The following is a 26,392-nucleotide window of genomic DNA, read 5'->3' as shown; positions in this document are numbered from 1 at the left end:
TGCCCGGGCGACGGGCAGGCAGCGGCTGGCTGCTCAACCGTGGCGCCCAACCTAGTCGCGGCATGATCGCGGCACCACTCAGGGACCCGGGCGGGGTCCGCCCGGGTCCCTGAGCCCCGGTCGGTCAGGTGCCGGGGATGACGTGGACGGCGCCCTCCTCGGCGCTCTCCCCGCCCACCGGTGCGTCGGCGAAGGCCTCGACGTCATCGCCGGTCCGGTTGGTGCCGGAGTCGCTGAGGTCGTCGGTGTCCTGGTCCTCGTCGAGCTGCGCGAAGGCGCGGTCGGGGTCCTCAGCGGGGCGCACGTCCTCGGCGTCGTCGGGGACCTCGCGCTCGAGCCGGCCCGACAGTGACTCGCCCTCGGACTGCTCGGCGGCCGTCGTCCCGAAGTCGACCGTCTGGTGGGTCTCCCGGTCACCGGGCTCGGGGGCGAACTCCGGGTCCTCGGCGCGGGCCATGGTCGGGCTGTCGTCCTGGGACACCTCGGGCACGCCGTCGTCCTCGGGGAAGACGTCGCGGGCGGTCTGGCCCTCGGGACCCACGTCGCCGGTGACGCCGTCGCGCGCGCCGGTGACACCGCGCTCGTCGTCGGGGAACTCCGCGTCGTTGAGGTCGCCGTCGCGGGCGGCCTGGTCGAGGGCCGCCTGGTCGAGGGGGGCGTCGGGTGCGGTCATGGCGGTGCCTCCGTTCTGCGCGCCCGCGGCTGGGCGCGCTCGTCCGTCCGTCGGGGACGGGGGAGCCGGTCGGGTGACCGGCGTCGTGATCACCACCTACCCGGGCGCCCTGCCGCCATGCGTCGCACGTCTCGCGCCGGCGACGGCATGGCCGACGGCCCACCGGGTAACAGCCCCGGCATGGCGATCACGGACGAGGTCCAGAAGCTGACGTCACCGGTGCGACGGTGGGCGAGGGTGCAGAAGCACGCGTACTCCCCGGAGGAGGACCGCCCGCTCGGTGGCCTGCTCGGGGCGATGGGCACGTACCTGACGCTGACGGCCGCCGGCGCCGCCGCGGTGCGCGCCTCGGGCCGCGAGCTGCCCCGGCGCATCCCGCTGGGCGACGCGGTGCTGCTCACGGTCGCCACCTTCCGGATCGCCCGCACGATCGCCAAGGACCCGGTCACCAGCCCGCTGCGTGCGCCGTTCACCTCGTTCCAGGGGCAGTCCGGCGAGGCCGAGATCGCCGAGGGGATCCGCGAGCACGGCGGCGTCAAGCACGCCGTCGGCGAGCTCGTGACCTGCCCGTTCTGCCTGGCCCAGTGGACGGCGACCGCGCTGGTGTTCGGCTACGCGACGGTGCCGCAGGCCACCCGGCTGGCGGCGCTGACCATGACGATGGTCGCGGTGGCCGACGTCGGTCAGTTCGCCTACGACGCGCTGCAGCAGCAGGCGATGTCCGGCGGCGACGAGGACTGACCCGGCGGTCACCCTGCGTGGCCGGTCTGTGGGCATCGCGGACGTGCAGGACGCGACGGGCCGGTCACCCCTCCGGGTGGTCCACTGCGCAGCGTGACCGTTCGGGCTGCCGGAGGGGCGCCCGCGCACCTATCCTGTGATCTTGTCGGGTGCCGCGGGGCCCCGGGGGACGGAGGGTCCGAGCATGCGGTCGATCTGGCGCGGTGCGGTCTCCTTCGGTCTGGTCTCCATCGCGGTGAAGCTGTACTCGGCCACCGAGGACCACGACATCCGCTTCCACCAGGTCCACAAGACCGACGGCGGGCGGGTGAAGTACCAGCGGGTGTGCTCCGTCGACGGCGAGACGGTCGAGTACAACGACATCGCCAAGGGCTACGAGCTCCCCGACGGGCAGCTGGTGGTGCTCACCGACGAGGACTTCGACGAGCTCCCGCTGGTCACCACCCGCGAGATCGAGGTGCTCCAGTTCGTCGACCAGGAGCAGATCGACCCGATCCACTTCGAGAAGACGTACTACCTGGAGCCCGACGGCGTCGCGACCCGGCCCTACGTGCTGCTGCGCACCGCGCTGGAGAACGCCGGCCAGGTGGCGATCACCAAGATCGCGATCCGGCAGCGCGAGTCGCTGGCCGCGCTGCGGGTGCGCGAGGGGGTGCTGGTGCTGCACACGATGCGCTGGCCCGACGAGATCCGCCGTCCCGGGTTCGCCTTCCTCGACGACGAGGTCGCCGTCCGGCCGCAGGAGCTCGCGATGGCCGAGTCGCTGATCTCGACGATGGCCGGCGACTTCGACCCCAGCGCCTTCACCGACGACTACCGCGAGGCGATGCAGGCGCTGCTGGAGGCCAAGCAGACCGGCGGCGAGGTGCAGGCCGCCCCGGAGACCGCCGACACCGGCGGCGGCGCGGTCGTCGACCTGATGAGCGCGCTGCGCCGCAGCGTCGAGCGCGCCGGCGGTACCGCCCCGGAGGCCGCACCGGACGACGCGACGGACGACGCCCCGCCCGCGAAGACCCCGGCGAAGAAGGCCGCCGCGAAGAAGGCCGCGCCCGCCAAGGCCCCGGCGAAGCGGGCACCGGCGAAGAAGGCCGCCGCGAAGGCCGACGAGGAGCCCGCGAAGCCGGCCAAGCGCGCGTCCCGGGCCCGCAAGACCGCCTGACGCGGTGGCCGCCGCCGATCCGCTGGCCACCTACCGGGCCAGGCGCGACCCGACCCGCACCGCCGAGCCGGTCCCGCCGGCCGGGCAGCCGTTGCCGGTGGGCGACGACGACACCTTCGTCGTCCACGAGCACCACACGCCGCGCGGCCGCACCGGCGAGCGGGTGCACTGGGACCTGCGGCTCGAGCGTGACGGCGTCCTCAGATGCTGGGCGGTGCCCAAGGGCCCGCCGCTGGAGCCCGGGGTCAACCGGCTCGCCGTGCCCACCGAGGACCACCCGCTGGAGTACGCGTCCTTCTCCGGCACCATCGCCGCCGGTGAGTACGGCGGCGGCGTGTCGACGATCTGGGACGCCGGCCGGTACGCCACCGAGAAGTGGGCCGCCGACCACGTCACCGTCGCCTTCGACGGGCAGCGGCTGAGCGGGCGCTACGTCCTGTTCCGGCTGCCCGACGGCACCTGGGACCTGCGCAAGCTCGACCCCGACCCGGTCACCGCGGAGCCGGTGGCCGGCGTGCCCGAGGACCTGGCGCCGATGCTCGCCGCGATCGGGGAGCTGCCGCCCGCCGACGACCCGCGCTGGGGGTACGAGTTCAAGTGGGACGGCGTCCGCGCCCTGGCCCACGTGCGGGCGGGCCGGCTGCGGCTGCGGGCGCGCAGCGGCAACGACGTCACCGCCACCTACCCCGAGCTCGGCCCGCTGCCCGCCGCGCTGGCCGGGCACGACGCAGTCCTCGACGGCGAGGTCGTGGCGCTGGACGCCGCCGGCCGGCCGGACTTCGGGCTGCTGCAGGGCCGCATACACCGCACCGGGCCCGAGGTCGCCCGGATGGCCGCCGCGGCGCCGGTCAGCTACCTGGTCTTCGACCTGCTCGCCCTCGACGGGGAGAGCCTGCTCGACCTGCCGTACACCGAGCGCCGCGCGCGGCTGGACGCCCTCGGCGTGAGCGGGGACCGGTGGGTGACCACCCCGTGGTTCGTCGGCAACGGCGACCAGGTGCAGGCGGCCAGCCGCGAGAACGGGCTGGAGGGCGTGGTCGCCAAGCGGCTGGACTCGACCTACCGGCCCGGCGGGCGGGGGCCGGACTGGCGGAAGGTGAAGAACCTGCGCACCCAGTCGGTCGTCGTCGGCGGCTGGCGACCGGGCGCGGGGCGGCGGGCCGGCGGCATCGGCTCGCTGCTGCTGGGCGTGCACGACGACGACGGGCGGCTGGTGTTCGCCGGGCACGTGGGCACCGGGTTCACCGCGCGGGCGCTGGCCGACCTGGCGCCGCTGCTCACCGCACGGGCGACGTCCCCGTTCGCCGACACCCTGCCGCGCGAGGTCACCCGCGACGCGCACTGGGTGGAGCCGGCGCTGGTCGGCGAGGTCGCGTTCGGCGAGTGGACCCGCGAGGGGCGGCTGCGGCACCCCGCGTGGCGCGGCCTGCGCGAGGACCTCGACCCGGACGACGTGGTGGTGGAGCCGTGACCCGGCAGCGGGTGCACATCGACGGGCGCGAGCTCGAGGTGTCCAACCTGGACAAGGTGCTGTTCCCCGAGGTCGGGTTCACCAAGGCGCAGGTCATCGACTACTACGTCCGCATCGCGCCGGTGCTGCTGCCGCACGTCGCGCAGCGGCCGGTCACCTTCACCCGCTGGCCGAACGGGGTGGAGGGGCAGGCGTTCTTCGAGAAGAACAACGCCCGGCACTCCCCACCGTGGGTGCGCACCGTCACCGTGCCCTCGCCCGGCTCGACCCGGGGCCGCGAGACGCTGGAGATGGTGCTGCTCACCGCCGTCCCGGACCTGGTCTGGTCGGCCAACCTGGCCGCGCTGGAGGTGCACGTGCCGCAGTGGCAGGTCGGCGCCCGCGGCCGGGCGGAGCTGCCGGACCTGCTCGTGCTCGACCTCGACCCGGGGCCGGGCACGACCGTCGTCGAGTGCGCGCAGCTGGCGCACCGGCTGCGCGAGCGGCTGGTCGACGACGGCCTGGACCCGGTGGTGAAGACCTCGGGCTCCAAGGGGCTGCAGGTGTACGCGCCGATCCGGGTGCGGGACGCCGACCACCCCAGCCGCTACGCCAAGGCGCTGGCCCAGGAGCTGAGCGCGCAGACCCCCGACCGCGTGGTCTGGCGGATGGAGAAGGCGCTGCGGCCGGGCAAGGTGCTGCTGGACTGGAGTCAGAACAACACCGCGAAGACGACGGTCGCGCCGTACTCGCTGCGTGCCCGGCCGCTGGCAACCGTCTCCACGCCGCTGCACTGGGCCGAGGTGGACGCCCTGCGCGAAGGGGGCGACCCGGAGGCGGTGCGCTTCCGCACCGACGACGTGCTGGCCCGCGTCGAGGCCCACGGCGACCTGTTCGACGTGGGTGCCCGCCGCCGGGCGTCGCTGCCCGCTGCCTGAGGTCCCGACCGGGCCCCTGCCGGTCGCGCGCGGCGGCTCTGCCACGATCTCGCGCATGTCAGCGCCCTCGGATGTCAGCCTCGCCGACGTCGGACGGCTCGTCGTCCGCTGCCCCGACCGGCCCGGCATCGTCGCCGTCCTGTCCCGGCTGATGGCCGACGCCGGCGCGAACATCACCGAGTCCCAGCAGCACTCGTCCGACCCGGTCGGCGGCACGTTCACCCTGCGGCTGGAGTTCGTGCTGGCCGACCTGGCCACCCGCCGGGTGCAGCTGGAGGCGGCGCTGACCGGGCTGGCGGGGGAGTGGCAGTTCACCTGGCGGCTCACCGCGGCGGCCCGCAGGCCGCGGGTGGCGGTGTTCGTGTCGAAGACCGACCACGTGCTGCAGGAGCTGCTCTACCGGGTGGGCTCCGGCGACCTGCGCGCCGAGGTGGCCGCCGTGGTCTCCAACCACCCCGACCTCGAGCCGGTGGCCCGGGCGCACGGCGTCCCGTTCCACCACGTGCCGGTCACCCCCGGGACGAAGGAGGCCGCCGAGGCCCGCGCCCTGGAACTGGTCGGCGACGTGGACCTGGTGGTGCTGGCCCGCTACATGCAGATCGTGTCGGCGGACTTCTGCAGCCGGTTCCCCGAGCGGCTGATCAACATCCACCACAGCTTCCTGCCGGCCTTCGTCGGCGCCAACCCCTACCGGGCCGCGCACGACCGGGGCGTGAAGCTGATCGGGGCGACCGCGCACTACGTGACCGCGGAGCTCGACGCCGGCCCGATCATCGAGCAGGAGGTCGCCCGGGTCGACCACCGCGCCACGGTCGAGGACATGCGCCGGATCGGCCGCTACGTCGAGCGCCAGGTGCTGGCCCAGGCCGTGACCTGGCACGTGGAGGACCGCGTCATCGTCGAGGGCGACCGCACCATCGTCTTCGCCTAGCCGGGTGACGTTCATCCGGTCTTGATTTGACTGAGTCAAGACAACGCGGTTGGGTGGACGCATGGAGACGGCCTGGGACGACCAGCTGAGGGCGGCGGGGCTGCGTGTGACGCGCCCCCGGCTGTCCGTGCTGGGCGTGCTCGCCGAGCACCCGCACGTCGACGCCGACACCATCGCCACCGCGGCCCGCGCCGTGCACCCCTCGATCTCGCCGCAGGCGGTCTACGGGGTGCTCAAGGCGCTGGTCGGCAGTGGCCTGGCCCGGCGGATCGAGCCGGCCGGTGGGCCCGCGCTCTACGAGCTGCGGGTGGGCGACAACCACCACCACCTGGTCTGCCGGGGGTGCGGCGCGGTCGCCGACGTCGACTGTGTCGTGGGGGCGGCCCCGTGCCTGGCCCCCTCCGACGCGGCGGGATTCGCGGTCGACGAGGCCGAGGTCGTCTTCTGGGGTCTCTGTGCCGACTGTCAGGTACAGCGCAGTCGGCCCGGGTACGCAACAGGTACAACCAGCGGAGAGGGAGTGGGAGCATGACCGACGTCGCATCGCAGGGCCCGGCCGCCAGTGAGGCGAGCCGGCCGATCCTGACCAACCGTCAGGGCCATCCGGTCTACGACAACCAGAACTCGCGGACGGTGGGCTCGCGTGGCCCGGCGACCCTCGAGAACTACCAGTTCCTCGAGAAGATCAGCCACTTCGACCGTGAGCGCATCCCCGAGCGCGTCGTGCACGCCCGCGGCTTCGTGGCCTACGGCGAGTTCGAGGCCACCGGGCAGTGGGGCGACGAGCCCATCGAGCGCTACACCCGCGCCAAGCTGTTCAACGCCCCGGGCAAGAAGACGCCGCTGGCGATCCGCTTCTCCACCGTCATCGGCGGCCGGGACTCCTCCGAGGCGGCGCGCGACCCGCGCGGCTTCGCGGTGAAGTTCTACACCGAGGACGGCAACTGGGACATCGTCGGCAACAACCTCGCGGTGTTCTTCATCCGCGACGCCATCAAGTTCCCCGACGTCATCCACTCCCTGAAGCCGGACCCGATCAGCTTCCGCCAGGAGCCGGCCCGCATCTTCGACTTCATGTCGCAGACGCCGGAGTCGATGCACATGCTGGTGAACCTGTTCTCCCCGCGGGGCATCCCGGCCGACTACCGGCACATGCAGGGCTTCGGCGTGAACACCTACAAGTGGGTCAACGCCGCCGGTGAGACCAAGCTGGTCAAGTACCACTGGCAGCCCAAGCAGGGCGTCAAGAGCCTCACCGACGCCGACGCCGCGGTCATCCAGGGTGGCGACCTCGGCCACGCCTCGAAGGACCTCTTCGAGGCCATCGAGCGCGGCGACTTCCCGCAGTGGGACCTCTACGTCCAGCTGATGGACGACCACGACCACCCCGAGCTCGACTTCGACCCGCTGGACGACACCAAGGTGTGGCCGGAGAACGAGTTCGAGCCCAAGCTGGTCGGCACGATGACGCTGAACCGCAACGTCGACGACCACCACAACGAGAACGAGCAGAGCGCGTTCGGCACCGGCGTCCTCGTCGACGGGATGGACTTCTCCGACGACAAGATGCTCGTCGGCCGCACGTTCTCCTACTCCGACGCGCAGCGCTACCGGGTGGGCCCGAACTACCTGCAGCTGCCGGTCAACTCGGCGAAGAACGCGGTCGTGCAGACCAACCAGCGCGGCGGCCAGATGTCCTTCGGCGTCGACCTCGGCCCGGGCCAGAACCCGCACGTCAACTACGAGCCGTCGATCACCGGCGGCCTGCGTGAGGACACCTACCCCACGCACGACGAGCAGGGCCCGGTCATCACCGGCCGGCTCACCCGCAAGCGGATCGAGCGCACCAACGACTACACCCAGGCCGGTCAGCGCTACCAGCTGATGGAGCAGTGGGAGAAGGACGACCTGGTCGCCAACTTCGTCACGCTCATCGGCCAGGCGATCCCCGAGGTCCAGCAGCGGATGGTGTGGCACTTCTTCATGTGCGACGACGAGCTGGGTGCCCGCGTCGGTGAGGGCCTGGGCATCAGCGCGGACGACGTCCGTGGCCTGGAGCCGCTGCAGACGCAGACGCTGTCGGAGGACGAGCTGCAGCGTGCGGCGAACCTGGGGAAGAACGGCCCCCGGGACGTCACCGGCCTGACGATGACGCACACCGTGCCCAACGAGCGCGTCGTCCTCGCCCAGTGACCCACCGGGGCTGACCCCCCACCGCACCACCTGCGGGCCACGACCGTTCCCGGTCGTGGCCCGCAGTGCTGTCCGGATGGCTACGGTCGCACCGGGACGGGGCAACGCCGGTGGGCAGGACGCCGGCAGGCGAGGGGAGCTGCAGATGAGCTGGATCGACACACCGCCGGGCACCGACCCCAACCACGCCCGGGTGTTCGCCCGGCGTCCCGAGGTGCTCGCCGCCTGGCAGCAGCTCAACGGAGCGATCAAGGCGCAGATGGACCCGCGGCGCTACGAGCTCGCCACCGTCGCCGCCGCGCTGCGGCTGCGGTGCAGCTACTGCGCACTGGCCCACGGGCAGGTGCTCGCCGAGCAGCACCTGGACGACGCCGCGGTGGTGGCCCTGGTGCGCGACCCGCGGGCCGCCGGGCTGACCGACGCCGAGGTGGCGGTGGTGGAGCTGGCCGACCGGGTGGCCGCGGGCGCGGCGACGATGCAGCGGCCCGACGTGGCGCGGGCGCGGGCGGCCGGGCTGAGCGACGACGACGTCCTCGACGTGGTCCTGGCCGCCTCGGCGCGGATGTTCTTCAGCAGCGTCCTCGATGCCACCGGCACCCTGCCCGACGCCGGGTACGCGGCCCTGCCCACCGCGCTGCGCGACGCGCTGACCGTCGGCCGGCCGATCGAGGGCGAGGACGCTGCCACGGCCCGGGACACGGACCGGGTCGCCGCGCTCTACGAGGCCCTGGCCGCGCGCGACGTCGACCGGCTGATGGCCGGGTTCGCGCCGGACGTCGACTGGCCCGACGTGCTGCAGGGCGGCCGGGTGCGCGGCGCCGCCGCCGTCCGGTCCCACTGGCTGGAGCAGTGGGCGGTGACCGTGGCGGAGACGGTGCCGCGCCGGGTGCGGGAGCTGCCCGACGGCCGGGTGGAGGTGCTCGTGCAGCAGACCGTGCGGGACCTCGACGGCGACCTGCTCGGCGGCGCGACGGTGCTGCACACGTACACGCTGCGCGGTGGGCTGATCACCCGGATGGACGTCGGCGACCCGCTCGACGACCTCTGACCGGCCTGTCAGTCGGTCGGGCGGTCGTCCTGCTCGGCCAGGAACTGCTCGATCTGCGCGCCCAGCTCCTCACCACTGGGCATCTGCCCGCCGAAGCCGAGCAGGCCGGTGTCCTCGCGCGAGGCGGTGAAGTCGTCGAACTGCTGCTCGAGGGCCGCCACCACCGCGGTGTTCTCGCTGGACCGGGCGATCTGCTCGTCGACCTCGGTCCGGTTGGCCTCGGCGGCCTCGCGCAGCGTCTCGGTCGGCACGTGCAGCCCGGTGAGGGACTCCAGGTGCTCGAGCAGCGTGAGCGACGCCGCGGGGTAGGTGGCCTGGGCGAGGTAGTGCGGGACGTGTGCACCCACCCCCAGGGCGTCGACGCCGGCCTCGCCGAGCCGCAGCTCCAGCAGGGCGCCGACGCTGCCGGGCACCCGCATCTCGCCCCAGTACACCGGGTAGGACTCGATCAGCTGCCGGCGCGTGGCGTGCGCGGTCACCGTCACCGGGCGGGTGTGCGGCACCGGCATCGGGAAGGCGTGCAGCGCGACCACCGAGGTCACCCCGAGCCGGTCGACGAGGCCGATGACCGCGGCGACGAAGCGTTCCCAGGCGAAGTCGGGCTCGGCGCCGTGCAGCAGCAGGAACGGCGTCCCGGCGTCGTCCTCGAGCGCGTAGAGCGCGATCTCGGGGGAGACGATCGACTCGTAGCGGTCGCCGGAGAAGACGATCCGCGGCCGGTGGCCGCGGTAGTCGACCAGGGCGTCGGCGTCGAAGCGGGCGATGACCTCGTGGGGCAGGGCGTCGAGCAGGTGCGCGCCGGCGAGGGCGCCGGCGTGGGCGGCGTCGAACTCACCGGCCAGGTCGTGCACGAGCACCAGCCCGCGGCGCTGGTCGGGTGAGCGGACCGAGGCCTCACGGACGAGGAACGGCTCGGCCGGGGGGAGGACCTCGACGAGGTCCTCCGGTCGCTGCGGCACGGGTTCTCCTCCTGGATCGACTGCCTCCGCGGGGGACGGGGGCCTGTCAGCGGTGAAGGCGCAGCCTGCGCGCGGCATTCCCGATGACCCCGACCCGGTGGCCCTCAGGGGTGGTGCCGGCGTCCTCGGCGCCCTCGGAGTCGGGGTTGACCATCGGCTCGGTCTCCACCTTCTCCGCCTTGCGGCGCACCAGCTGGGCGCCGGAGGAGTCGCCGGCCAGCTGCTGGCTGGTGCCGTCGGCCGCGACCTCGGGGGAGAGCCCGTCGAGCTGGTCGCGGCCGTAGCGGTAGAAGACCGCGATCAGCGCGGCGACCGGCACCGACAGGAAGGCGCCGATGATGCCGGCCAGGCTGCTGCCGGCCGTGACGGCCAGGATCACCACGGCGGCGTGCAGGTTGAGCCCGCGCCCCTGGATGATCGGCTGCAGCACGTTGCCCTCGAGCTGCTGCACCAGCAGCACGATGACCAGGACCCAGATGGCCGTGCTCACGCCGTTGGTGACCAGGGCGATCAGCACCGCGAACACGCCGGCCACGACGGCGCCGATGATCGGGATGAAGGCGCCGAAGAAGGTCAGCACCGCCAGCGGCAGCACCAGCGGGACGCCGAGGAAGAACAGGCCCATCCCGATGAAGAACGCGTCGACGAAGCCGACGAGCGCCTGCTGGCGGATGAACTCCGACAGCGTCGACCAGGTCTTCAGGGACAGCGCCGCGACGTGCGGTGCGGCCCGCGGCCCGGTCTGGGCGGCCAGCCACGGCACCCACTTGGGGCCGTCCTTGAGGAAGAAGAAGGTCAGCACCAGCGCGAGCACCAGGTTGACCAGGATGTTGCCGATGGTGGTGGCCGTGGTGACCGCGTAGCCGGCGATGTTCTGGGCGTTGGCCTGCACGCTGTTGACCACCGAGTCCACGGCGTTGCCCAGCTGCTGGTCGTCGAGGTTGAGCGGCGGGCCGGCGATCCACGTCTGCACCTGCTCCAGGCCCTCGGTGAAGCGGTCGGCGACGTCCTCCACCTGCCCGACGACCTGCGGGACGATCACCGCGACGATGCCGCCGATCACGGCCAGGAAGAACAGCAGCACGGTGGCCGCCGCCAGCGCCGGGGGCCAGGAGTGGTTGCGCAGGAGGCGGGCGGCCGGCCACATGACCGTGGTGAACAGCAGGCCCAGCACGACGGGGAGCAGGACGACCCACAGGACACCGAAGACGTAGCCGAGGATCACCACGGCGACGGTGATGAGGATCAGTTGGGCGGAGGCGATGGCCACGCTCCGCGTCGCGGCCTGCATCCGCCGGGTGCGGTCGGGGCCGGGAGCGGGGGCGCGGGTGGCGACGGTGGCCGGGGCCTCGCCGGCGGGGCCGGTGCTGGTCGCTCCGCTGCCCGCGGTGCTGGTCTGGTCGGTGGGCTCGGCGGAACGGTCGTCGGGCATGAGGTGATCCCAGCACATCCCGGCCCGTCGGGCGTCTCGACCGTGCGACGTCACACGGCGTCCGGCGGACTGTCGCACCCGCGTCGTAGGTTGCCCCCATGCCGAAGACCGCCACCGCAGACCGCGTCGAGCGCGACGAGCTGCTCGCCTTCCTCCGCCCCCGGCACAAGGCGCTGCTGATGACCCGCCGCGCCGACGGCAGTCCGCAGCTGTCCCCGGTCACCTGCGGCGTCGACGAGGCGGGCCGGGTGGTCGTCTCCACCTATCCGCAGCGGGCCAAGGTGGTCAACGCCCGGCGCGACCCGCGGGTGTCGATGTGCGTGCTGTCCGACGACTTCGACGGCCCCTGGGTGCAGGTCGACGGAACGGCCGAGGTGCTCGACCTGCCCGAGTCCGTGGAGCCCCTGGTCGACTACTTCCGCGCCATCAGCGGTAAGCACCCCGACTGGGACGAGTACCGCGCGGCGATGACCCGCCAGGGCAAGTCGCTGCTGCGGGTGACGATCGAGCGCTGGGGCCCGGTGGCCACCGGCGGCTTCCCACCCGAGCTGACCGGCGCCTGACGCGACCCGCCAAGGCCAGGTCCTTGCTTTCGCCAGTGCAAGCTGCTGGACTTGCCGGGTGCCGTTCGTGTTGACCATCGACCAGAAGGGCAGTCGCCGCGCCCCCGACCGGGTGCCCGGCGCGCTCAGCGTGCTGTCCGGGGTGCCCACCGTGCTGCGCTTCGAGCGCACTGCGGGCGACGAGTTCCAGGGCGTCCTCGACGACCCCGCGGCGGTGGTCGACGCCGTCCGCCGGCTGGTCCGTGACGGCGACTGGAGCATCGGCATCGGTGCCGGGCCGGTGCACACGCCGCTGCCCAGCTCCACCCGTGCCGGCGCGGGCCCGGCCTTCCTCGCTGCCCGCGCGGCGGTGGAGGCGGCCAAGCGGCGTCCGGTGCGGATCGCCGTCCGGGGCGTGGTGGGAGAGCCCGCCGGTGACGCCCAGGCGGTGCTGACCGCGCTCGCGGCGCTGGTCGAGCGGCGCAGCGCCCAGGCCTGGGAGGCCATCGAGCGGGTCGAGGCCGGCCGTACCCAGGTCGAGGCCGCCGCCGAGCTCGGCGTCACCCGGCAGGCGGTCGGCCAGCGCCTGGCCGCCGGCAGCTGGGAGGTCGAGCGCGACCTGCACCCGGTCGCCGCGCGGCTGCTCGCCCGGGCGGCGGGGTGAGCGCCCGGTGAGCATCGCCGTGCTGGTGCTGCTCGGCGTGGTCGCCGTCGCCGGAGCCGTGCTGACCCCGCACAGCGACCGCCGCCGCAGTCCGCGGGGGGCGCTGTTCCTGGTCGCCGTCCTGGCCGTGGCCGCTGCGCTGGCCTGGCGCACCGGCCGGCTCGGCGACGTGGTCGAGACCGCCGGCGTCGTGCTGGCGGTCGCCGCGGCCGCCCTGGGCGGTGGGCCGGTCACCACCGCGGTGCTCCGCGCGGCCGACCCCGACCGCGGCCCCGACCGGCGCCGGGCCTCCGACCCGGAGGTGCTGCGCGGGGGCACCTGGATCGGCGTCCTCGAGCGCACGGCCGTCGCCGCGGTGGTGCTCGCCCAGTACAAGGAGGGCCTGCCGGTGCTGGTCGCGGTGAAGGGCCTGGGCCGGTTCAACGAGCTCAAGGCCCCGGTCGCCGCCGAGCGCTTCATCATCGGCACCCTGGCCAGCGGCCTGTGGGCCCTCGCCTGCGTCGGCGTCAGCGTCCTGCTCCACTCCTGATCCGCACCGAGGGCGAGAGTGGCCACCTTCGCCCCCCGGGGGAGGGGTCAGTCGGTGAAGACCTCGATGCGGGCGCCCATCTCGACGAGGCGCTCGTAGAGTTGCTCGTAGCCGCGGGCGATGATGTCGACGTTGCGCAGCACCGAGTCGCCCTTGGCGGCCAGCATCGCCAGCAGGATGACCACGGCGGGCCGCAGCGCCGGCGGGCAGACGATCTCCGCGCCCGACCAGCGGGTGGGCCCGTTGACCAGCACGCGGTGCGGGTCGAGCAGCCGCACGTCGGCGCCCAGCCGGGTCAGGTCGGACAGGTGGATCGCCCGGTTGTCGTAGACCCAGTCGTGGATGACGGTCTCGCCGGTCGCGGTGGCCGCGATGACGGCGAAGAACGGCAGGTTGTCGATGTTGAGGCCGGGGAACGGCATCGGGTGGATCTTGTCGATCGGTGCCCGCAGCTGCGACGGGTGGATCGTGACGTCGACCAGCCGGGTCCGGCCGTTGTCGGCGGCGTACTCGGCGGAGAGGTCGTACCGCAGCCCCATCTCCGTCAGCGTGGCCAGCTCGATCTCCAGGAACTCGATCGGCGCGCGGCGCACGGTGAGCTCGGAGCCGGTGACGATCCCGGCGGTGAGCAGGCTCATCGCCTCCACCGGGTCCTCGGAGATCGTGTAGTCGACGTCGGCGTCGAGCACCGGTGCACCGGTGACCACCAGCGTCGTCGTCCCGAAGCCGGAGATGCCGACGCCGAGCTTCTCCAGGTAGAGGCAGAGGTCCTGGACCATGTAGTTCGGGCTGGCGTTGCGGATCGTCGTGGTGCCGTCGTGCCGGGCGGCGGCCAGCAGTGCGTTCTCGGTGACGGTGTCGCCGCGTTCGGTCAGCACGATGGTGCGGTCGCGGGCCTCCGGACGGCGCACGGTCGCGTGGTACTCGCCGGCGTGTGCCTCGATCTGCAGCCCGAAGTGCCGCAGCGCGATCATGTGCGGCTCGATGGTGCGGGTGCCCAGGTCGCAGCCGCCGGCGTAGGGCAGCTCGAACTGCTCGGCGCGGTGCAGCAGCGGCCCCAGGAACATGATGATGCTGCGGGTGCGGCGGGCGGCGTCGGCGTCGATCGCGGACAGGTCCAGCTGCTCGGGCACGACCAGGGTCAGGTCGCGGCCGGCGGCGTCCCAGGTGGCCGACACCCCGATCGAGGTGAGGACGTCGAGGATGCGGTCGACCTCGACGATCCGGGAGACGTTGCGCAGCGTGGTGCGGCCGCGGTTGAGCAGCGAGGCGCACAGCAGGGCGACCGCGGCGTTCTTCGACGACTTCACCGTCACGCTGCCCGACAGCGGGGTGCCGCCGCTGACCCGCAGGTGGGTGGGGCCCGAGCGGCCGACGGTGATCAGCTCGCTGTCCAGCGCCGCCGACAGCCGGCCGAGCAGCTCCAGGGTGAGGTTCTGGTTGCCCTGCTCGATCCGGGCGATCGCGCTCTGACTGGTGCCCAGCCGCTCCGCGAGCTGGGACTGGGTGAGGCCGTGGTGGCGCCGGGCGTCCCGGACCAGCGTGCCGATCTGGCGCAGGGACTGACCGGTCGCTTCTTCGGTGATCGTCATCGCAGGCGACGATATCTCACACATGAGATGCCGTCGGAGCAGGCGCGGACGATCGCGTTCCGGCACCATGCGGCATGGGCATCGTCTGGGGAGTCATCGGTCTGGTGGTCCTGCTGGTGCTGATCGCGGCCTGGCGGATGGACCGCGCGGTGCAGCGGCGCGGCTCGCGGGTGTCGCACCACTCCGACCTCTGGTACGAGGTGCGGGAGGGTCGCCGGGACGCCGACCTGGTGGACCCGCTGGCGCGCGACTACTCGTGGACCAGCTGGAGCCGGCGCAACCAGCGCTGATGATCTCCCGGTGCCCGGCCGCGGGTACCGGGGGATGATGACCCGGCCGTCCCGGCACCACCTGCGAGGAGTCCCCGTGTCCCAGAGCCCGGCACCGACCGGTGCGGTCGCCCACCCCGAGCTGCTCGCCGTCTACCTCAACGACCACATCGCCTCCGCGGCCGGTGGGATCGAGCTGGTCACCCGGATGATCGGGGCCAACCGGGGGAGCGTGCACGAGGCGGGCCTGCGCCAGCTGCTCGACGAGCTGCGCCAGGAGAAGACCGACCTGACCGCGATCGCCGGCGCGCTCGACCTGCCGGTGCGCCAGTACAAGCAGGTCGCGGTCTGGATCGCGGAGAAGGCCAGCCGGCTCAAGCTCAACGGCCACGTGCTCACCCGGTCCCCGTTGTCCGGGCTGGTCGAGTTCGAGTTCCTGGCGTCGGCGGTGCGTGGCAAGCGCAGCGGCTTCGAGACGCTGCGCATCGCCGCGACGGTCGACCACCGGATCGACCCGGTGCTCGTCGAGTCGCTGATCGACCAGGCCCACCGGCAGTACCTGTGGCTGACCGAGGCGCGCCGTGAGGTCGCCGCCGGGCTGTTCGGCGGCGACCCCGGCGTGGTCGCCGACACCACCGAGGCCTGACCCCGGCGTGGTCGCCGGCACCACCGGGGCTGACCCCGGCGTGGTCGCCGGCACCACCGGGGCTGACCCCGGCGTGGTCGCCGGCACCACCGGGGCCTGACCCCGGCGTGGGCGCGCGGACGGCGCGGTCCGCAGGTAGACACAGGGCCATGTGCCACGACCACGACAGCCGCCCGCCCGCACCGCCCCGCTCCGGGGACGTCGCCGAGCGCGGCACCCTCGAGCTGACCGCCGCCGACGGCAACCAGCTGTCCGCCGCCTACGCCGCACCGGCCGCCCCGGCCACCGCCGGGGTCGTGATCCTGCCCGACATCCGCGGGCTGCACCCCTACTACGTCGCGCTGGCCGAGCGGTTCGCCGAGGCCGGCGTCCCCGCTGTGGCGCTGGACTACTTCGGCCGCACCGCCGGGCTCGCCGAGACCGGCACCCGCGAGGACGACTTCGACTGGCAGGCGCACATCCCGCAGACCACGCCCGAGGGCATCGACGCCGACACCGCCGCCGGCATCGAGTACCTGCGCAGCCGCACCCGCCCCGACCTGCCCGTGATCACGGTGGGCTTCTGCTTCGGGGGCAGCCACGCCTGGCGGCAGTCGGCCAGCGACCTGGACCTGGCCGGCAGCGCCGGGTTCTACGGCCGGCCCAGCCTGGTCGGCGAGGCCGCCGGCGCGGCGCGCCGGCCGGTCGTGATGCTCATCGCCGGGGCCGACACCGCCACCCCGGTCGCCGACCAGCTGGAGCTGGCGGCCACCATGCGCGCTGCCGGCGCCGAGGTCGACGACGTCGTCTACGAGGGCGCGCCGCACTCGTTCTTCGACCGCGCCTTCGGCGAGTGGGCCGAGGCCTGCGCCGACGCCTGGCGGCACGTGCTCGCGCTCACCGACCGGGTCGCCGTCCGCTGACCGGGCCACCCGCCCTCACCCGCACGGGCGAGGGCGGGTGCCGCGGGCCCGCCTAGGCTGGCCGGTGTGAGCGAGCACGAGCAGTCGGGACCGATCGAGCAGGGCGTGCTGGACCTCGCCGTCCGGGTGTTCGGGCTGGCCCGCGCCGGGGAGGCCGAGGAGCTGGCCGCCTACCTCGACGCCGGGGTGCCGCCGAACCTGACCAACGAGAAGGGCGACACCCTGCTCATCCTGGCCGCGTACCACGGGCACCCGGAGACGGTGGCCGCGCTGCTCGAGCGCGGTGCGGAGCACGGCCGGTACAACGACCGCGGCCAGACACCGCTGGCGGCCGCGGTGTTCAAGCAGTCCGCCGAGACGGTCCGCGTCCTGCTGGACGCCGGCGCCGACCCCGACGCGGGGCAGCCCAGCGCCCGCGCCACGGCCGCCTTCTTCGACCTCCCGGCGATGACCGCCCTGCTGGAGGGCCGCCCGGCCTGACCGGGCTCAGCGGGCCGGGTCGTGCGGGGCGACGGCGGCGTCCGCCGCCTCGACCGCCGCCTCCTCGCGGGGCGGCTCCGGCGCTCGCGCGGCGCGGGTGGGCAGCAGCCCGGTGAGCAGGCCGACCGCGACGCAGGTGCCCACCCCGGTCCAGGCGATCGCGGTGTAGCCACCGGCGTCCGGGAACGCCGCACCCGCCGGGGTGGCGGCCTCCAGCACGGTGGCGCTGAGCGCGCTGCCGACGGAGAAGCCGACGTAGCGCATGACCTGGTTGAGGCTCATGGCGCTGCCGGTCTCGTGCTTGGGCACGGCGCCCACGATGAGGCCGGGGAGCGCGGCGAACATGGTGCCCACGCCCAGGCCGACGACGGTCATCGCCACGAACAGCTGCCAGAGCTCGTCACGCAGCAGGGCGAAGAGCAGTTGCCCGGCGCCGAGCACCAGGGCGGCCAGGGGCAGCACCACGCGCGGCCCGTGCGACCGGTCCAGCCGCGCCGCGATCCGGCTGGCGGAGAAGCTGGCCAGGGAGAACGGCAGCAGGATCAGCCCGGCCACCACGATCGAGGTGTCGAAGCCCCCGGCGGCCACCGGCTCCTGGGCCAGCCGCGGCACCGAGGACAGCAGCAGGTAGTTGGCCAGGCCGACCAGCAGCGCCGTGCCGTGCGCGGCGGCGGCGTCGCGGCCGCGGGCCAGCCGGAGGTCGACCAGCGGTGCCGGCGCGCGCAGCTGCCAGACCACCCACCAGGCCAGCGCGGCCACCGCCACGGCGGTCAGGCCCAGCACCGCCGGCGACGTCCAGCCCCAGGTCTCGGCCTCGGCCAGCGCCAGCAGGGCGGTGGCCAGCCCGGTGCCCAGCAGCGCGGCGCCGAGCAGGTCCAGGCGGCGCGGCGGGACGTCGGCGGAGGGCGGGTAGACCACCGCGGCCGCGACCAGGGCCACCGCGCTGGCGGCGGCGCCGGCCCAGAAGGCCGCGTGCACGCCGCCGAACTCGGCGATCGCCCCGGTCAGCGGGTAGCCCAGCCCCACCCCGGCGGCCACGGTGACCGACAGCGCGGCGACGGTGGACCGGGAGCGCTCCCCGCTCAGCGTCGTCCGGGCGGTGGCGATCGCCAGCGGGGTGAGCCCCATCCCGACGCCCTGCAGCGCGCGCCCGGCGATCAGCCAGCCCAGCCCGAGCGGCAGCGCGGCGAGCACGCTGCCGGCCAGCACCACGCCCAGGACGGCGAGCACCACGGTGCGGCGGTGCCGCCCGTCGCCCAGCCGCCCGATCACCGGTGTGGCCACCGCGCCGACCAGCAGGGTGACGGTCAGCGACCACTGCGCGTCGGCCACCGAGACGCCGTTGGCCTCGGCGATCGCCGGCACCAGGGGCGCGCCGAGACTGCTGATGACCGCCACCAGCATCGCCAGGTAGACCAGCGTCGGGACCAGGGCGGCCGGCGTCGGGCGGGTGGCGGGCTGTGCGTGGACCGTTGTCACGTGCACCAACGCTAGCCCGCATCCGGGGTGCCGCGGGACGTGCGCTGGGCCACGCTGGGGCGGTGACCGCGCGCCGATCGTCCGGGTGCATCGACCCGCCGACCGGCGTGGGAGGCGCTGCCGACCTGGGTGCGGGAGCACGCCGCGGCCCGGCCGGGAGGTCAGGCCAGCGCGTGCGGGGTGCCGGTGGCGTCCAGCGCCCCGGCCAGCGCCGCCACCGCCATGGCGACGAGCGCGCCGCGCTGCTCCGGCGGGCAGCCGAGTGCGACCCAGGACAGGCAGGCCGCGTCGAGGAAGCCCAGGTAGCCGTACAGCGCGTGGTCACGGGCCGGCGCGGGCGCCAGGCCGAGGATGCCGCGCAGCAGCTCGACGTACCGGTCACGGGCCCGGGCGCGCAGCTCGGCGGCGGCGGGGACGTCGTGGTGCGGGTCGCGCAGCGGCGCCGCCCAGCCGACGGGGGAGTTGCTGATCACCTCCAGGTAGACCTCGATGGAGGTGGCCAGCCGCAGCCGCACGGCGGCCCGGGAGCCGAGCGCGGTGTCGGCGGCGACCTGGCGGGTGAGCAGCTCGTCGATGCTCTCGGCCACCACGGCCTGGTAGAGCCCGCTCTTGCTGGTGAAGTACCGGTGCACCAGCGCCTCGGACGACGCCGCGGCCGTGGCGATCCCGGCGACGCTGACCGCGGCGTAGGGCGCGGCGGCGAACGCCTCCCGGGCGGCGTCCAGGATGGCGGCCCGGCGCTGCTCGGGGTCGAGGCGCCGGCGGGGGAGCCGATCTGTCCGGGGCACGGCGGCCACGCTAGTGAGGTACGGTCAGTTGCGCTAGTGAGCCTCGATCACTTGGAGACGTGAGATGCCCGACTGGGTGCAGGACGCAGTGTGGTGGCACGTCTACCCGCTGGGCTTCATGGGAGCCGAGAAGGAGGCCACCGAGGTGGTCACCTCCCGGCTGGGCCACCTCGCCGCCTGGCTGGACTACGCGGTCGAGCTCGGCGCCAACGGCCTGGCGCTCGGTCCGGTGTTCGCCTCCAGCACGCACGGCTACGACACCGTCGACCACGGCCGGATCGACCCGCGGCTCGGCGACGACGAGGACTTCGACGAGCTGGTGGAGCAGGCGCACGCCCGCGGGCTGCGGGTGCTGCTCGACGGCGTGTTCAACCACGTCGGCCGCGAGCACCCGGCGTTCACCGCGGTCGTGGAGCGCGGGCCCGGCGCCCCCTCGGCGTCCTGGTTCCGGCTGCGCTGGCCCGACGACTGGCGACCCGGTGTCGTGCCCGGGTACGACACCTTCGAGGGCCACGACCAGCTGGTCGCCCTCGACCACTCCGCTCCCGCGGTGGCCGACTGGGTGGCCGAGGTCATGACCCACTGGCTCGACCGCGGCGCCGACGGCTGGCGGCTGGACGCCGCCTACGCCGTCCCGCCGGCGTTCTGGGCGACCGTGCTGCCGCGGGTGCGGGAGGCCCACCCCGACGCCTACGTCGTCGGCGAGGTCATCCACGGCGACTACACGCGCATCGTCAGCGAGTCCGGGATGGACGCGGTCACCCAGTACGAGCTGTGGAAGGCGATCTGGAGCTCGCTCAACGACGGCAACCTGCACGAGCTGGCCCACGCCCTCGGCCGGCACGACGGGTTCCTGCAGGGTGGGCCGGGCGGGCGAGGGTTCGTGCCGCTGACCTTCGTCGGCAACCACGACGTCACCCGGATCGCCAGCCGGCTCACCGACCCCCGGCACCTGCCGCACGCCCTGGCGGTGCTGTTCACCGTGGGCGGCACGCCGTCGGTCTACGCCGGCGACGAGCAGGCGTTCACCGGGGTCAAGGAGGACCGGGCCGGCGGCGACGACGCCGTCCGGCCGCCGTTCCCGGACAGCCCGGACGAGCTCGCGCCGTTCGGTGAGCCGACGTTCCGGCTGCACCAGGAGCTGATCGGGCTGCGCCGCCGGCACCGCTGGCTGCACACCGCCCGCACCACGCCGCTGCACCGGGACAACCGGCAGCTGAGCTACGAGGTGACCGGCGACGGCGGGCGGCTGGTGGTCGCGCTCAACCTGGCCGACACCCCGGCCTCGCTGCCCGCCCGCGGCGCCGGCGCAGTGCTGGCCGGCGCCGGGACGGTGGCCGGCGGCGCCGTCCGGCTCGAGCCGCACGGCTGGGCGGTGCTCGCCGGCTGAGCTCCGGGGGCGGGCACACGCCCGCCCCCGGGGCCGGGCTCAGGCCGGGTCGCCCGGCACGAGGTGGGCGATCGACCGGGTGTCCTGGAAGGACCGCACCCCCTGGATGCCCTGCTCCCGGCCCATGCCCGACTGCTTCATGCCGCCGAAGGGGGCCCGCAGGTCCAGCCGGGTGGCCCCGTGGTCGTTGATCCAGACGTACCCGCACTGCAGCTGGGCGCCCAGCCGGGTGGCGGCCTCGGTGTCGGCGCTCCACACCGAGCCGCACAGGCCGCCCCAGGTGTCGTTGGCCAGCCGCACCGCCTCGGCGTCGTCGTCGTAGGGGATCACCGGGATGACCGGGCCGAACTGCTCCTGGGTGACCACCCGCAGCGAGGGGTCGGGGTCGACCACGACGGCCGGGCGCAGGAAGTTGCCCTCGGCGAACTCGCCGCCGGGCAGCTCGCCGAACTCCAGCACCGTCGCGCCGGAGGCCCGCGCCTCCTCGACGATCTCCGCGACGAACGCCTTCTGCGCCGGCTGGTGCAGCGGGCCCATCGTCGTGTCCTCGGCCAGGCCGTGGCCGAGCACGACCCGCTCGAGCCGCGCGGACAGCCCGGCCACGAGCTCGTCCATCCGGGAGCGGTGCACGTACAGCCGCTTGGCGGCCATGCAGATCTGGCCGGTGGTGTCGAAGACCCCGGCGTAGAGGCGGTCGAGGTGCTCGTCGTCGAGGACGGCGTCCGCGCGCAGGATCGCCGCGTCGTTGCCGCCCAGCTCCAGGGTGACCCGGGTGAGGTTGCGCGAGGCCATCTCCATCATCTTCTTGCCGCCGTTGACGCTGCCGGTGAAGCAGACCTTGGCCACCAGCGGGTTGTCGATCAGGCCGGCCATCTCGCCGTCGCGCCCGGTGACGACGTTGAGCACGCCCGGGGGCAGCTTCTCGGCGACCCGCTGCACCAGCCGCGTGGTCGCCAGCGGCGTCGAGGGCGGCGGCTTGACGATGGCGGTGTTGCCGGCCAGCAGCGCGTGCGGGAGCGCGGCGCCGAGGATCGCGATCGGCCAGTTGAACGGCACGATGACCGTGACGACGCCCAGCGGCTGGTGGGACACGGTGGTCTCGACCGGGATGCCGGGCGCGGGGGGCAGCACGGTGGGCCGGTCCACCTCCTCGGCGAGGGACAGGGCCAGCTGCCACCGGATCTCGAACACCAGCGCGTCGACCCAGGCCTCCATCCGGACCTTGCCGTTCTCCAGCGACAGCACCCGCGCGTCCTCGTCGCGGTCGTCGGCGATGCCGGCGATGGCCGCCGCCATCGCGGCCGCCCGCTCGGGAGCGGGCAGCGCCGACCAGGCGGGGAAGGCCTCGGTCGCCGCGGCCACGGCGTCGGCGACGTCCTGCTGCGTCGCCGCGGCCGCGGTGCCGACGACGACGCCCGGGCGGGCCGGGTCGACGACCTCCAGGACGTCGGCCGTGGACCGCGACTGCCCTCCGATGTAGAGCCCCGTCGTCACCGGGGCCGTGGTGCTGAGCGTGTCCGTCACGCGGATCGCCACCTCTCTGTGTCGTCCGTACCTGTCCGGGGACGCCGAGGCTCCCCGGGGCGGCGCTCGTGCGCCAGGTCCTCGCGGTGCGCAGCGTCGCGCACCCGTGCCCCGCAGCGGGCACCGCGCGGCGCGGCAGCGCCCACGGCGGCCACCACGCGCACCGCGTCGGCGCTGCCCGCCACGTCGTGCACCCGCACACCCCAGGCGCCGGCGCCGGCGGCGAGCACGGTCGTGGCCAGGGTGGCGTCGTCCCGCTCGGCCGGGGTGCGGGGGTGTCCGCCGGAGGCGGCGAGCACCGCGCCGAGGAAGCGCTTGCGGGACGCACCCACCAGCACCGGCAGGCCCAGGGCGGTGATCCCGGGCAGGCCGGCGAGCAGGGCCAGGTCGTGCTCGGGCCGCTTGGCGAAGCCCAGGCCCGGGTCGACGACCAGCCGGCCGGCGTCGACGCCGGCCGCGAGCGCCGCGTCGGCCCGCCGGCACAGCGCGCGCCGCACCTCGGCGACCACGTCGTCGTAGCCGGCCCGGGCGTCCATGTCGCGGCTGTCGCCCCGGCGGTGCATGAGCACCCAGGGCACCCCGGCGTCGGCGACGACCGCGGCCATCGCCGGGTCGGCCAGGCCGCCGCTGACGTCGTTGACCAGCACCGCGCCGGCGTCCAGGGCCGCCGCCGCCACGCGCGAGCGGGTGGTGTCGACGCTGACCGCGACCCCGGCCCGGGCCAGCTCGGCCACCACCGGCAGCACCCGGCGCAGCTCGTGGTCGGCCGGCACCCGCTCGGCGCCCGGCCGGGTCGACTCGCCGCCGACGTCGACGTAGTCGGCGCCGGCGGCCGCCAGGGCCAGCCCGTGCGCGACCGCGGCGTCGACGGTCTCGTGCCGCCCGCCGTCGGAGAACGAGTCCGGCGTGACGTTCAGGACGCCCACCACCACGCACCGCCCGGGCCGGGCGAGCTCGCTCACCGGGCCCCCACCGGGGTCGGGTGCGCCGTCACCTCGTGGGTGAGGACGGCGGCCTTGGCCAGCAGCTCGGCCCGCTCGGCGGCGGCCTCCGACCCCCAGGTGATCCCGCCGCCGGCGCCGTACACGGCCGCACCGGTCGCGCGGTCGACGACGGCGGTGCGGATGGCGACGCCGAACCGGGCGCGCACGCGGGCCGACGGGGGAGCCACCAGGCCCACCGCGCCGCAGTAGACGCCCCGCGGGGTCGGCTCGAGCGCGCCGATCAGCTGCATCGTGCGGCGCTTGGGGGCGCCGGTGACCGAGCCGCAGGGGAAGAGCGCGCGGAACAGGTCCAGCAGCCCGGTGCCCGGCCGCGCGCGGGCGCTCACCTGCGAGGTCAGCTGCCAGACGGTGGGGTAACGCTCCAGGGTGAACAGCTCGTCGACCACGACGCTGCCGGTCTCGGCCACCCGGCCCAGGTCGTTGCGCAGCAGGTCGACGATCATCAGGTTCTCGGCGCGCTCCTTGCTGCTGGCCAGCAGCCGGCGGCGCTGCTCCCGGTCCTCGGCCGGGGTGCGGCCGCGCGGTGCGGTGCCCTTCATCGGCCGGGTCCGCACCCGATCGCCCGCCCACTCGAAGAACAGCTCGGGGCTGGCGCTGGCCACCACGTGCCGGCCCAGGTCCAGGTGGGCGTTGAAGGCGCCCTGCTGGGCGAGGGCGAGCCGGGCGTAGAGCTGCCCGGGGTCCCCGGGGACGGTCGAGCGCAGCCGGTCGGTGAGGTTGCACTGGTAGGTCTCGCCGGCGGCGATGTGGTCGCGCACCGTCGCGACGGCCGCGGCGTGCTCGGCGTCGGTCCAGTCCGGGCGCCACGCGGCCGGGGGCCCGCCGGGCGCCGGCGCGGTCGGCGGCGCCACCCCGACGGGCTCGCCGCAGAGCCCGAACCAGACCAGGGGCGGCCCGCCGGGGGACGACGGCCCGCCCGGCAGCTGCGCGTCGAGCCCGGACGCCGCCTCGTAGGCCACGTACCCGAAGGCCCAGCTGCCGGCGGCGGTCGAAGCGTCCACCTCCTGCAGCACCCCGGCGACCTCGGCCGGCTCGCGCGCGGTCAGCACCCGCGACGGCGGCGGGCACCGCACCGAACGGCCGGCGGCCAGGTCGTCGAAGCGCGCCCACGGGCCGGTCATGGCCGCGGGCGGCCCTGCTGGACCGTGGCGGCGGTGAGCGTGTTGGCCAGCAGCATGGCGATGGTCATCGGGCCGACCCCGCCGGGCACCGGGGTGACCGCCCCGGCCACCGCGGCCACCGCGGCGAACGCGACGTCCCCGCGCAGGCCGTGCTCCCCGCGGTGGATCCCGACGTCGATGACCGTCGCGCCGGGCTTGACCGCGTCGGCCCCGACCAGCCCGGGGATGCCGGCGGCGACGACCAGCACGTCGGCGCGCCGGCAGACGGCGGCCAGGTCGCGGGTGCGGGAGTGGGCGGTGGTCACCGTGGCGTCCGCGGCGAGCAGCAGCTGCGCCATCGGCCGGCCGACCAGCACCGAGCGGCCGACCACCACCGCCTCGGCGCCGGAGAGCTCCACCCCCTGCTCGGCCAGCAGCTCCATGACGCCGGCCGGCGTGCACGGGCGCAGCCCCGGCCGGCCCTGGGCGAGCAGCCCGGCGTTGGCCGTGCTCAGCCCGTCGACGTCCTTGGTCGCGGGGATGCGGGCCAGCAGCGCCTCGGTGTCCAGGTGCGCCGGCACCGGCAGCTGCAGCAGGATCCCCGACACCGCCGGGTCGGCGGCGAGCTCGTCGAGCAGCGCGGCCACGGTCGCCTGGTCGGCGTCGCCGGGCAGGTGGCGGTGCAGGTCGGCCATGCCGGCCTCGACGCACAGCCGGCGCTTGTTGCGGACGTAGACCTCCGAGGCGGGGTCCTCGCCCACGAGCACCGTGGCCAGGCCCGGTGCGGTGCCGCCGCCGGCGACCAGCTCGGCCACCCCGCGGGCGACGTCGGCGCGGACCCGCCGCGCGACCGCGGTGCCGTTGATCAGCTGCGCGGTCGCCGGGTGCCCGGCGCCGCCGGCGTCAGGCAAGGTCCCGCAGCATCTGCTGACGCCACGCCTCGGTGGGCTCCAGGTCGTTGAACGTGAAGACGTGGAAGCCGTGGAGGTGGTTGTCCGGCTTGCCGATGTGCGGCGCCAGCCCGCGGATGATCTTGTCCGGGCTGTACCCGCCGGGGACGAAGAACCGCCACAGCAGACCCTGCTGCTTCTTGAGGAACTTCGCCGACTCCCCGATGCCCAGCCCGCCGGAGACGCGCACCAGCTTCTGCCGGTGGACCGCGCCGGGGACGCCGACGTGCACCGGCAGGTCGATCCCGCGGGCGACCAGCTCGCGCGCCCACGCCAGGATCACCTGGGGGTCGAACACGATCTGGGTGGTGATGTGGGTGGCCAGCGGCGCCTTGTCCACCAGTGCCCGGAACAGCAGCTCGTCCGGGGCGTTCGGGTGCCCCTCGGGGTGACCGCCGATGCCGACGTCGGTGAACGGGTGGCCGAGCTCGTGCATGGCGACCAGCAGCGCGTGCGCGTCGGCGAAGCCGGTGTCCTCCTCGCTCGGGTCCCCGCCGACGACGAAGACGCCGGTGATGCCCGCCTCCCGGCAGCGGGCCAGGACGTCGGCCAGGTGGGCCCGGTCGCGCACCTGGCGGGCCGACAGGTGCGGGGACACCGCGTAGCCGTGGCCGGCCAGCGCCACCGCGAGGTCGACGGTGGCGTCCTGCCCTTTGGCCGGCGACGCGGTCACCGTCAGGGCGACGTCCCGGGGCACGTGGTCGAGCACGGCCTGCTCGGTCCTCTTGAACGGGATCACCTCGAAGCCGACGTCGGTGACCGCCCGCCTCAGCGCCTCCCGCGTGGCTCCGTCGCGGACGGTCAGCACACGCCTCACGTGGTCCCTCCCTCTGCACTGGCCGGGCGGGCGCCCCGCGGGACGTCGCCGGCGGCACCGCCCGGACGTCGTCCGTCCTGGCGCTCAGCGTGACCTGGGCCACGCCGGGCCGACACGGTGGTCTGACGGCACCTGCTCCACCGGATCGGTCGCCGGCCGTAGGTCAATCGTCGCGGTCGGCCCGGGGGCGGC

At 74.7% G+C, this 26,392-nt stretch carries 27 protein-coding genes; 16 read left to right on the top strand and 11 right to left on the bottom strand.

The features are described 5' to 3' along the window. Positions 1–124 precede the first annotated feature (124 nt). A complete protein-coding gene (locus ACGBYP_RS13840; protein ID WP_411585042.1) occupies positions 125–673 on the bottom strand; it encodes a hypothetical protein in 549 nt (182 codons plus the stop codon). A 237-nt stretch (positions 674–910) separates the two neighbouring features. Between ACGBYP_RS13840 and ACGBYP_RS13835 the strand changes: the two genes are divergently transcribed. The 8 genes from ACGBYP_RS13835 to ACGBYP_RS13800 all read left to right on the top strand — a co-directional run bounded on the left by ACGBYP_RS13835 (position 911) and on the right by ACGBYP_RS13800 (position 9,133). Beyond that, positions 911–1,414: a DUF1360 domain-containing protein gene (locus tag ACGBYP_RS13835; protein ID WP_411585040.1), complete on the top strand. Its 504-nt coding sequence runs from the start codon at positions 911–913 to the stop codon at positions 1,412–1,414. A 184-nt stretch (positions 1,415–1,598) separates the two neighbouring features. Then, positions 1,599–2,573 (top strand): Ku protein, encoded by a 975-nt coding sequence (locus tag ACGBYP_RS13830; RefSeq protein WP_411585037.1) that lies wholly within the window; start codon positions 1,599–1,601, stop codon positions 2,571–2,573. 4 nt (positions 2,574–2,577) lie between these two features. Further along, complete coding sequence (gene ligD / locus ACGBYP_RS13825) at positions 2,578–4,044, top strand: non-homologous end-joining DNA ligase (protein ID WP_411585035.1); 1,467 nt, start codon at positions 2,578–2,580, stop codon at positions 4,042–4,044. After that, positions 4,041–4,961 (top strand): non-homologous end-joining DNA ligase, encoded by a 921-nt coding sequence (gene ligD, locus ACGBYP_RS13820; RefSeq protein ID WP_411585032.1) that lies wholly within the window; start codon positions 4,041–4,043, stop codon positions 4,959–4,961. The genes ligD (ACGBYP_RS13825) and ligD (ACGBYP_RS13820) overlap by 4 nt, the downstream gene beginning before the upstream one ends. A 55-nt stretch (positions 4,962–5,016) precedes the next feature. Next, the gene (purU, locus tag ACGBYP_RS13815) at positions 5,017–5,892 is read left to right on the top strand and encodes a formyltetrahydrofolate deformylase (protein ID WP_411585029.1); all 876 of its coding nucleotides are present in this window, start codon (positions 5,017–5,019) and stop codon (positions 5,890–5,892) included. A 61-nt stretch (positions 5,893–5,953) separates the two neighbouring features. Continuing rightward, on the top strand, positions 5,954–6,424 hold the full coding sequence (locus tag ACGBYP_RS13810; protein ID WP_411585027.1) for a Fur family transcriptional regulator: 471 nt from the start codon (positions 5,954–5,956) through the stop codon (positions 6,422–6,424). After that, a complete protein-coding gene (locus ACGBYP_RS13805) occupies positions 6,421–8,085 on the top strand; it encodes a catalase (protein WP_411585025.1) in 1,665 nt (554 codons plus the stop codon). The genes ACGBYP_RS13810 and ACGBYP_RS13805 overlap by 4 nt, the downstream gene beginning before the upstream one ends. 145 nt (positions 8,086–8,230) lie before the next feature. Further along, positions 8,231–9,133 (top strand): nuclear transport factor 2 family protein, encoded by a 903-nt coding sequence (locus ACGBYP_RS13800; RefSeq protein ID WP_411585023.1) that lies wholly within the window; start codon positions 8,231–8,233, stop codon positions 9,131–9,133. Positions 9,134–9,141: 8 nt separating this feature from the next. Here the strand turns inward: ACGBYP_RS13800 and ACGBYP_RS13795 are convergent, their stop codons facing one another. Then, the gene (locus ACGBYP_RS13795) at positions 9,142–10,092 is read right to left on the bottom strand and encodes a proteasome assembly chaperone family protein (RefSeq protein ID WP_411585020.1); all 951 of its coding nucleotides are present in this window, start codon (positions 10,090–10,092) and stop codon (positions 9,142–9,144) included. 46 nt (positions 10,093–10,138) lie between these two features. Continuing rightward, complete coding sequence (locus ACGBYP_RS13790) at positions 10,139–11,524, bottom strand: AI-2E family transporter (RefSeq protein ID WP_411585017.1); 1,386 nt, start codon at positions 11,522–11,524, stop codon at positions 10,139–10,141. 98 nt (positions 11,525–11,622) lie between these two features. On the opposite strand from ACGBYP_RS13790, the gene ACGBYP_RS13785 reads away from it, so the two are divergent. The 3 genes from ACGBYP_RS13785 to ACGBYP_RS13775 are packed head-to-tail and all read left to right on the top strand — an operon-like array spanning position 11,623 to position 13,259. Next, entirely contained in the window at positions 11,623–12,087 is a 465-nt protein-coding gene (locus ACGBYP_RS13785) for a PPOX class F420-dependent oxidoreductase (RefSeq protein ID WP_411585014.1), read from the top strand. A 58-nt stretch (positions 12,088–12,145) separates the two neighbouring features. After that, positions 12,146–12,730: a hypothetical protein gene (locus tag ACGBYP_RS13780; protein WP_411585011.1), complete on the top strand. Its 585-nt coding sequence runs from the start codon at positions 12,146–12,148 to the stop codon at positions 12,728–12,730. Positions 12,731–12,737: 7 nt separating this feature from the next. Continuing rightward, positions 12,738–13,259: a hypothetical protein gene (locus ACGBYP_RS13775; protein WP_411585008.1), complete on the top strand. Its 522-nt coding sequence runs from the start codon at positions 12,738–12,740 to the stop codon at positions 13,257–13,259. 47 nt (positions 13,260–13,306) lie between these two features. Here the strand turns inward: ACGBYP_RS13775 and ACGBYP_RS13770 are convergent, their stop codons facing one another. After that, positions 13,307–14,851: a helix-turn-helix domain-containing protein gene (locus ACGBYP_RS13770; RefSeq protein ID WP_411585005.1), complete on the bottom strand. Its 1,545-nt coding sequence runs from the start codon at positions 14,849–14,851 to the stop codon at positions 13,307–13,309. Between the two features lie 74 nt (positions 14,852–14,925). On the opposite strand from ACGBYP_RS13770, the gene ACGBYP_RS13765 reads away from it, so the two are divergent. From ACGBYP_RS13765 to ACGBYP_RS13750, 4 genes are all read left to right on the top strand, one after another. After that, the gene (locus tag ACGBYP_RS13765; RefSeq protein WP_411585003.1) at positions 14,926–15,141 is read left to right on the top strand and encodes a hypothetical protein; all 216 of its coding nucleotides are present in this window, start codon (positions 14,926–14,928) and stop codon (positions 15,139–15,141) included. Positions 15,142–15,217: 76 nt separating this feature from the next. After that, entirely contained in the window at positions 15,218–15,766 is a 549-nt protein-coding gene (locus tag ACGBYP_RS13760; protein ID WP_411585001.1) for a hypothetical protein, read from the top strand. 149 nt (positions 15,767–15,915) lie between these two features. Next, positions 15,916–16,668 (top strand): dienelactone hydrolase family protein, encoded by a 753-nt coding sequence (locus tag ACGBYP_RS13755; protein WP_411584998.1) that lies wholly within the window; start codon positions 15,916–15,918, stop codon positions 16,666–16,668. Positions 16,669–16,734: 66 nt separating this feature from the next. After that, positions 16,735–17,148: an ankyrin repeat domain-containing protein gene (locus ACGBYP_RS13750; protein ID WP_411584996.1), complete on the top strand. Its 414-nt coding sequence runs from the start codon at positions 16,735–16,737 to the stop codon at positions 17,146–17,148. A gap of 6 nt (positions 17,149–17,154) precedes the next feature. Here the strand turns inward: ACGBYP_RS13750 and ACGBYP_RS13745 are convergent, their stop codons facing one another. Both ACGBYP_RS13745 and ACGBYP_RS13740 read right to left on the bottom strand, forming a co-directional pair. Continuing rightward, positions 17,155–18,627: an MFS transporter gene (locus ACGBYP_RS13745; RefSeq protein ID WP_411584993.1), complete on the bottom strand. Its 1,473-nt coding sequence runs from the start codon at positions 18,625–18,627 to the stop codon at positions 17,155–17,157. Between the two features lie 161 nt (positions 18,628–18,788). Then, positions 18,789–19,415, bottom strand: a complete 627-nt coding sequence (locus ACGBYP_RS13740) for a TetR/AcrR family transcriptional regulator (RefSeq protein WP_411584990.1) — start codon at positions 19,413–19,415, stop codon at positions 18,789–18,791. A gap of 64 nt (positions 19,416–19,479) precedes the next feature. Here ACGBYP_RS13740 and ACGBYP_RS13735 point away from each other — a divergent pair, with 64 nt between their 5' ends. Then, positions 19,480–20,805: an alpha-amylase family glycosyl hydrolase gene (locus ACGBYP_RS13735; RefSeq protein ID WP_411584988.1), complete on the top strand. Its 1,326-nt coding sequence runs from the start codon at positions 19,480–19,482 to the stop codon at positions 20,803–20,805. 39 nt (positions 20,806–20,844) lie between these two features. Here ACGBYP_RS13735 and ACGBYP_RS13730 read toward each other — a convergent pair whose 3' ends face one another. Genes ACGBYP_RS13730 through ACGBYP_RS13710 form a run of 5 tightly spaced genes read right to left on the bottom strand, consistent with a single transcriptional unit; the run spans position 20,845 to position 26,200 of the window. Beyond that, complete coding sequence (locus ACGBYP_RS13730; protein ID WP_411584985.1) at positions 20,845–22,329, bottom strand: aldehyde dehydrogenase family protein; 1,485 nt, start codon at positions 22,327–22,329, stop codon at positions 20,845–20,847. Beyond that, positions 22,326–23,291 carry a dihydropteroate synthase gene (gene folP / locus ACGBYP_RS13725; protein ID WP_411584984.1) on the bottom strand — a complete coding sequence of 322 codons (966 nt, stop codon included), beginning with the start codon at positions 23,289–23,291 and terminating at the stop codon, positions 22,326–22,328. Before folP ends, ACGBYP_RS13730 begins: the two co-directional genes overlap by 4 nt. Further along, complete coding sequence (gene pabB / locus ACGBYP_RS13720) at positions 23,288–24,454, bottom strand: aminodeoxychorismate synthase component I (protein WP_411584982.1); 1,167 nt, start codon at positions 24,452–24,454, stop codon at positions 23,288–23,290. The genes folP and pabB overlap by 4 nt, the downstream gene beginning before the upstream one ends. Next, the gene (gene folD, locus ACGBYP_RS13715; protein ID WP_411584980.1) at positions 24,451–25,344 is read right to left on the bottom strand and encodes a bifunctional methylenetetrahydrofolate dehydrogenase/methenyltetrahydrofolate cyclohydrolase FolD; all 894 of its coding nucleotides are present in this window, start codon (positions 25,342–25,344) and stop codon (positions 24,451–24,453) included. Before folD ends, pabB begins: the two co-directional genes overlap by 4 nt. Then, complete coding sequence (locus ACGBYP_RS13710) at positions 25,337–26,200, bottom strand: methylenetetrahydrofolate reductase (RefSeq protein ID WP_411584977.1); 864 nt, start codon at positions 26,198–26,200, stop codon at positions 25,337–25,339. Before ACGBYP_RS13710 ends, folD begins: the two co-directional genes overlap by 8 nt. Positions 26,201–26,392 lie beyond the last annotated feature (192 nt).

This window comes from Modestobacter sp. SSW1-42, from assembly GCF_046635825.1.
Classification (GTDB): domain Bacteria; phylum Actinomycetota; class Actinomycetes; order Mycobacteriales; family Geodermatophilaceae; genus Modestobacter.
Note: the sequence above shows the minus strand (reverse complement) of the source record. Positions and strands in the feature narration are given on the sequence as shown.

Coding starts and splice junctions, on each gene's coding strand:
- ACGBYP_RS13840 (WP_411585042.1), bottom strand. CDS start 673: ATGACCGCACCCGACGCCCCCCTCGACCAGGCGGCCCTCGACCAGGCC.
- ACGBYP_RS13830 (WP_411585037.1), top strand. CDS start 1,599: ATGCGGTCGATCTGGCGCGGTGCGGTCTCCTTCGGTCTGGTCTCCATC.
- purU (WP_411585029.1), top strand. CDS start 5,017: ATGTCAGCGCCCTCGGATGTCAGCCTCGCCGACGTCGGACGGCTCGTC.
- ACGBYP_RS13810 (WP_411585027.1), top strand. CDS start 5,954: ATGGAGACGGCCTGGGACGACCAGCTGAGGGCGGCGGGGCTGCGTGTG.
- ACGBYP_RS13805 (WP_411585025.1), top strand. CDS start 6,421: ATGACCGACGTCGCATCGCAGGGCCCGGCCGCCAGTGAGGCGAGCCGG.
- ACGBYP_RS13800 (WP_411585023.1), top strand. CDS start 8,231: ATGAGCTGGATCGACACACCGCCGGGCACCGACCCCAACCACGCCCGG.
- ACGBYP_RS13790 (WP_411585017.1), bottom strand. CDS start 11,524: ATGCCCGACGACCGTTCCGCCGAGCCCACCGACCAGACCAGCACCGCG.
- ACGBYP_RS13785 (WP_411585014.1), top strand. CDS start 11,623: ATGCCGAAGACCGCCACCGCAGACCGCGTCGAGCGCGACGAGCTGCTC.
- ACGBYP_RS13770 (WP_411585005.1), bottom strand. CDS start 14,851: ATGACGATCACCGAAGAAGCGACCGGTCAGTCCCTGCGCCAGATCGGC.
- ACGBYP_RS13765 (WP_411585003.1), top strand. CDS start 14,926: ATGGGCATCGTCTGGGGAGTCATCGGTCTGGTGGTCCTGCTGGTGCTG.
- ACGBYP_RS13755 (WP_411584998.1), top strand. CDS start 15,916: ATGTGCCACGACCACGACAGCCGCCCGCCCGCACCGCCCCGCTCCGGG.
- ACGBYP_RS13735 (WP_411584988.1), top strand. CDS start 19,480: ATGCCCGACTGGGTGCAGGACGCAGTGTGGTGGCACGTCTACCCGCTG.
- pabB (WP_411584982.1), bottom strand. CDS start 24,454: ATGACCGGCCCGTGGGCGCGCTTCGACGACCTGGCCGCCGGCCGTTCG.